Source organism: Hydrogenophaga electricum, from assembly GCF_030160815.1.
Lineage (GTDB): Bacteria > Pseudomonadota > Gammaproteobacteria > Burkholderiales > Burkholderiaceae_C > Hydrogenophaga > Hydrogenophaga electricum.
In genome coordinates this window covers 1-623 of sequence record NZ_BSPB01000179.1, presented here as the reverse complement: position 1 = coordinate 623, position 623 = coordinate 1, and the positions used below count along the sequence as shown (strand labels likewise).

Genomic DNA, 623 nt, shown 5'->3' with positions numbered 1-623 from the left:
GCAATTGAACAGACCGAGCAAGTTCAAATTGCCGTAACATGAAACCTATTAGTGCAAAAGCCCCATGGAGAGCAACAAAAGTCCACAGACCACCTAATTGACACCAACGAGTAAAATCCCCTTGTGCTTCCGGGCCCCATAGTAGCAACAAAGAGTGTGCTAAACTATTGGCAGGGGTGGAAACTGCTGCGGTTAAGAAATTGCAACCTTCCAAATAGGAACTCGCCAATCCATGGGTATACCAAGAAGTTACAAAAGTTGTCCCTGTAAACCAACCTCCTAAAGCGAAATAAGCACAAGGAAAAAGCAATAGGCCAGACCATCCTACAAAAACAAAACGGTCCCTTCGTAACCAGTCGTCCATAATATCAAATAAATCATTTTCTTCTTTAGTAACTCTACCAAGGGCTATAGTCATAGTGATCCTCCTATTCAATTACTTCAACCATTTCCGAGCACCTTATATCACTTCCAAGGCATACGATAGATTATCTGTGGACGATTTTTTCTCGTTCAATGCCTTTTTTCAATGGTCTCGAAGATAGAAATTTTGCATTTTTATCTATGGGGTCACAGCCGAGGTCGTGGTAAATCCATGAATTTGATTCAATTAGTTTTTCTTA

Annotated in this window: 1 protein-coding gene; it reads right to left on the bottom strand. The window is 40.8% G+C overall.

The genetic code is table 11. From position 1 onward, the window contains the following. Nucleotides 1–418 (bottom strand): photosynthetic reaction center family protein (locus QQK43_RS23780; RefSeq protein WP_284309656.1); only part of this gene is annotated, 418 nt, incomplete at its 3' end. Nucleotides 419–623: the final 205 nt, after the last annotated feature.